Below are 3,389 nucleotides of genomic sequence, written 5' to 3'. Positions count from 1 at the left end.
CCACCGCTGACCTTGCCGCTGTCGGCAGCGAAGACCTCATGACCCTGTCTGGCCAGAAGCCGGATGCTGTTGAGCGCATACCACATTCTTGCGCCTGTAACCAGTACCCTCATCGAACACCCCCGAAATCTATTCTATAGTAAATTAGGGATAGTAGAAATCTGTTAACATATCAACATCCGATCTGTGTAACGATCCCAAATTTAATTATATCATCTCCGGTGGAATTGGAACAAATTGCAGGCTTGGATCGATGCTTTGTTGGCCGATTTTGAGATATGGAAAGAAAATAATAGAGCAGTATTCCATATACAATTTACACATTAATTTACATAAACGAGGATATTTGACTTTTAGGGAATTAATTGTATAATATATCTGCAAGGTTGTTGGTTAACTTTTGACATACAAATACGATAGGGACCCGATAAAAAGGAAATGAAGTTAGCCGCAATCCGGACAACTCCTCGTTTCGTAGCAATTCCCCCTTCGATTCCTGGCGCCAGTCAGGAATCCTTTTTTTGCTCTCATGAAGACTTACAGCGATAACCATCTTAAGAGCCGTGGTGGGTGGTGGTTAGTGGATAGTGAGGGGTGAATACGGTTCTTCCCAAAGACGGCTCTTTCCGCAGTATCAATCGAGATTGAAATCGTGGCCGCAGTTGGAGCAGAACCTTTTCTCCATTTCGTTCAGTTTATAACAGAGCGAGCACTTTTTGTAACCCACCAGAGAAGTTCCGCAGTTCTTACAGGTAGAGGCTCTGTCGTCGTTCTCGGCATCGCATTCGGGGCATCTGGAGTAACTAAGAGGTTTCTTTCTTTCGGTTTTTGCCTCTCTATCGGATACAAAGGTGTAGTCGTAAGTCATATCTTCTTGAACCTCTCTTCGGGGAGATCTCTGGTCATCCAGAGGTCCGCTGGATTTCCTCGTCCGGGCCATTCCGACCAGGGCTCTCCCGATAGAGGAGGCGACGATTCCAAGTATCACGAAAGTGAACATGCTTGTGAAGACCATTCCGATCGCGGGCGCGAGAAAGAAACTGGCGAAACTGAATATTATCAATCCAACGCCGACCGCGTAGATTATTCCTCCTATTATTCCTATTACTATTCTTGTCGAATCTTCCGAGCGGTTGTACATAATACCACCGTCCTTTCATTTAGATTCTACAATAGAGACCTCTATTCGGAGATATCATGTAGAAGAACCTCTACATTCAATTTGTAAAGTTGTACAATTGTTTTATAGAAAACTGGGGGGAGAGTTGTGGATACATCGATGGTTTTTTTGCTTCTCGCTCTGTTCTTTAGTGTCATAGCCGTTTTGATAATCCTCTACAAATAACGCAGAAAACTGGAATAAGCAACACAGGCTTCAGGGACAGCCGGCTCCGGGCGACACGACGAAAGGCGGGCCATTATAACGATTCACGCTGAAGCACTCACGGAAACGACGGGTTTCCGGAGTGTTTTTTTGTTCTATTAAAGGGTTTCCCAATATTATGAGCGTGGTGCTATAATACTATTCATTACTCTGGATGAAGGGATAGAATTGATTTTAGCCTTTTTACCCGCGGTTTTCTTCGGCTGGGCACTCGGAAGAAACGACGCAGCCAACATATACGGGACGACTGTTACCAACGGACTCCTGAATTACAGATTTGCGGCGATAACCGCGAGTCTTTCAATAATCGCCGGGGCGATAATCGGCGGCAGGAACGGACTGGAAACTCTGGCGAGTTTGAGCAGTCAGACTCTCGTTTCGGCGGCGATCGTGGCGGCCGCCGCGGGTTTGTCGGTGATAATCCTGAATCACTTCGGCCTGCCGGTATCTTCCTCTCAGGCCGTAGTGGGCGCGATCATGGGTATCGGCCTTCTCAACGGAAGCGTCGACTGGTTCGTGGTAGCCAAGATCGTCATCTGCTGGATAACGACTCCTCTGGGCGCGGCCTTGCTCGGATATGTGTTGTACAGAATCATCGCGAGGTTCTTTCGCAGGATAAAATCGATAGTGGTTCAAGATATAACGCTAAAGGCTCTCGCCATCGTGATCGGAATTCTCGGCTCCTTTGCTCTGGGGGCCAACAACGTGGCCAATATAACCGGTACTTTCGTCGGAAGCATATCGATCGACGAAGCCGCGCTGATAGGCGGGCTGAGCATCGCCGCCGGCGCGATAATCTTCAGCAAGAAAGTCATGTACACGGTGGGCAAGAGGATAGTCTCCCTGGAAGCCTTTTCCTCTGTCGTGGCTATTCTGGCGCAGAGCCTCACCGTTCTCATTTACGCTTATATAGGAGTTCCGGTCTCAGTATCTCAGGCCATAGTCGGGGCCGTTGTAGGTGTGGGATTGGCCCGAGGTTCGAGAAACTTCGACGGCCGCCTGATCCGGAGGATCTTGCTGGGCTGGCTGCAAACTCCGCTTATCGCAGGCTGTGTGTCGGCTGCAGTGTTCGCTATCTTTAGTTTTTTCGGATTGAACTAATCCGGGTTTTTTACCCTTTCCAACTCGAAGAAAAACTCCACACCATCTGGAAGGTTCACAAACCCACAACTTTTGCCATCCAGATCGCAGATGGCCTTGACTATCGAAAGCCCTATGCCGTACCTCTCCTCTTCCCTTGTTCTGGCACTGTCGGTTCTATAAAAACTGGTCCAGATCTTCTCGCTCTCTTCCCCGGGTATGTTCCGGCCGGAGTTGAACACCCGCACAATCACCGAATTCTCTTGAATCTCTTTTCGGACAAAAATTTCCTTTCTTTCATCGACATGGTAAACGGCGTTGTTCAGGTAGTTGGTGAGTATCTGCTCCGTCCTGAAAGAATCGGCGTAGACAACCGTTCTTTCCCCCTCTGCATACTTCGGCTCGATTCCATTTTTTAGAAAGACCTTTTCGAACTTTCCCGTCACCCTTTTTATCAGCTCATCGACGCAGAACTCGCTCTTGTATAGCGTTAAATTCCCCGTTTCCATCATCGATAGATCGAGGAGGTCTTTGACGAGCCTGCCCATTTTCGCCGTCTCCTCCTTGATCACTCCACAGTAAAAGTTCCGCTTTTCGTCACTGGAGGCTATGTTTAGTTCCAATCCTTCGGCATAGCCCTGAATGAGCGACAGGGGGGTCTTCAATTCGTGCGAGACGTTCGTTATGAACTGCTTCCTCATCTCTTCAACGGCTTTTTTGTGTTCTATCTCTTTTTTGAGCGCCTCGTTCTTCTGGCTGAGTTCTTTCAGCGTCGCATCGAGAGATTCCGAAAGATCGTCTATGCTACCGGCAAGCTGTCCGAACTCGTCTTTGGATTTGATTTCGCACTTTTCAGAGAAATCCAGGTCCTTCATCTTTCTGGTGATTCTGTTCATGTGAAGGATGGAACCCGTGAACCTTCTTG

General features: G+C 48.0%; 3 protein-coding genes. 1 reads left to right on the top strand and 2 read right to left on the bottom strand.

The annotated features are described in order from the left end of the window. Window positions 1-634: 634 nt before the first annotated feature. Window positions 635-1,141: a zinc ribbon domain-containing protein gene (locus PKX57_RS11685; protein ID WP_472417487.1), complete on the bottom strand. Its 507-nt coding sequence runs from the start codon at window positions 1,139-1,141 to the stop codon at window positions 635-637. A 411-nt stretch (window positions 1,142-1,552) separates the two neighbouring features. On the opposite strand from PKX57_RS11685, the gene PKX57_RS11680 reads away from it, so the two are divergent. Further along, window positions 1,553-2,485 (top strand): inorganic phosphate transporter, encoded by a 933-nt coding sequence (locus PKX57_RS11680; protein ID WP_472417485.1) that lies wholly within the window; start codon window positions 1,553-1,555, stop codon window positions 2,483-2,485. On the opposite strand, the gene PKX57_RS11675 is transcribed toward PKX57_RS11680, so the two are convergent. Continuing rightward, a partial coding sequence (locus PKX57_RS11675) for a HAMP domain-containing sensor histidine kinase (protein WP_472417483.1) occupies window positions 2,482-3,389 on the bottom strand: 908 nt, incomplete at its 5' end. The two genes, PKX57_RS11680 and PKX57_RS11675, sit on opposite strands and share 4 nt — an antisense overlap.

The organism is Mesotoga sp. (assembly GCF_035363035.1).
Taxonomy (GTDB): Bacteria; Thermotogota; Thermotogae; order Petrotogales; family Kosmotogaceae; genus Mesotoga.
The sequence above is the reverse complement of the archived record's forward strand: the minus strand, read 5'-3'. Positions and strand labels throughout refer to the sequence as shown.

Excerpts from the sequence above, each read along its gene's own strand:
- PKX57_RS11685 (WP_472417487.1), bottom strand. The coding sequence starts at position 1,141 with ATGTACAACCGCTCGGAAGATTCGACAAGAATAGTAATAGGAATAATA.